The organism is Streptococcus mitis (assembly GCF_001579045.1).
Taxonomy (GTDB): domain Bacteria; phylum Bacillota; class Bacilli; order Lactobacillales; family Streptococcaceae; genus Streptococcus; species Streptococcus mitis_D.
Map to the genome: position 1 here is coordinate 1 of NZ_KQ970261.1, position 1,502 is coordinate 1,502.

Here is a 1,502-nt window from a genome sequence, read left to right on the forward strand (position 1 = left end):
TTTGATAGCTTCTATTGCCCCATCTTTATCTAATACTGGCATTGGTGGTGTTGGTATCGTTACTGCATTACTCATGTCTGATGTAGATCTTTCCACATGAATATCTCCACCATAAGTAGCTGGGATAAATTCTCTGTCTCTAGCTATATTTTTAGTAGTTATTTGATCTCCAGTTTGTAATGCTTCATCCGGTGTCCAACTAGCTTTTCCGTTTACAGCAGGAATTGTTGCTTTTTTAATGTTGTTTAAATAAAATTCAACAACAGAATCATTAGAATTTCTCGCTGTTGAATTAACTACAGCTCGTTTACCTGCAGCATTTTCCAAATTTTCTACCGTTACAGTTGGTTTATTAGGTTTAACAGTTACTTTAAGGGACTGATCAACATAAACTTCCCTGGTACTAGAATCCGTAAAGCGTAAACGAAAATCATAAGTACCTACCGCCGCATCACTTCCTCTAGTTTGAAATGTGCGAAGTATAAATTCTCCTTCATTTCTTTGCCCAGTATAATCTAGATAAGCACCAGTAGTAGTAGCACTTGTGTATTGTGGTCTATAACCTCGACCTTTTCTGAACTTTAATATATAACGTGCATCCGGTGCTCGTCCCGCCTCTGTTTCCATACTTCCATCTAAATGATAAAAGGTAACATCACCCGCTGGCGCCGTTCTAAACCCACTACCTTCAGCTCGAGTAGTTCCATTCAAGCTATGATTATGCCCTGCGATATTTGTGCCATTTGGTTCAGTATTTTCCGCTTTTATTCCTACTGTTGCTTTACCATTGGTTGTATCTGGTTTAGGAGTGAGTTCTCCTTTTGGTTTAGGTACACGTTTTAAACCAGCGTTTTTATATCCAACCAAGGCATTATAAGCAAGATCAATTTCTTTTTGAGTTGTTGCATTAACAAGTACTTCTTTTGCTTTCGCAACTTTTTCTTGTAATACTTTAACAGTAGCTTCTGTATAGTCCTTTAAGTTTAATTGATCAATTTCTTTTAGAAGAGATTCCAATTTATCTTTATTAGTAACTACTTCCTTTTCTTTGCCATTTGTTTCGGCTTTATTGATTTCCTCCGTCTGATTAGCAGGAATCACAGCTTTATCAGATACTTTAATCTCTTTTTCGCCTTGAGCACTGGAACCAGCTCCATCTTTCTTGTTAGATGTTTCCTCTGCAGACTCAGGAGCTACGATTTCCTTATTCCCCTCAGCTTCTAGAGATTTCTCTAGAGGAACTCCCTCTGTCAAGTTCGTAACACCAGCATTTACCTTTTCAGTATTAGCCGTAGCAGGTGATACAGCTAAAGGATCTGCCTTAACCGCACCATTAGCAAAAAACATTAATGCTGCTACAGCAACACTTGCAGCACCAAAATGGTACTTACGAATAGAATAACGGAATACCTTTTCTCCGTTCTCTTCACGATATGATTTTCTCATTTAATCGCCTCTCTTTTATTTTTATTTTAGAGGTACTAAAAAATACCCCCCCCCTT

Annotated in this window: 1 protein-coding gene; it reads right to left on the reverse strand. The window is 37.8% G+C overall.

From position 1 onward, the window contains the following. Positions 1–1,446 (reverse strand): YSIRK-type signal peptide-containing protein (locus tag SMIDD28_RS11490; protein WP_155719298.1); only part of this gene is annotated, 1,446 nt, incomplete at its 3' end. Positions 1,447–1,502 lie beyond the last annotated feature (56 nt).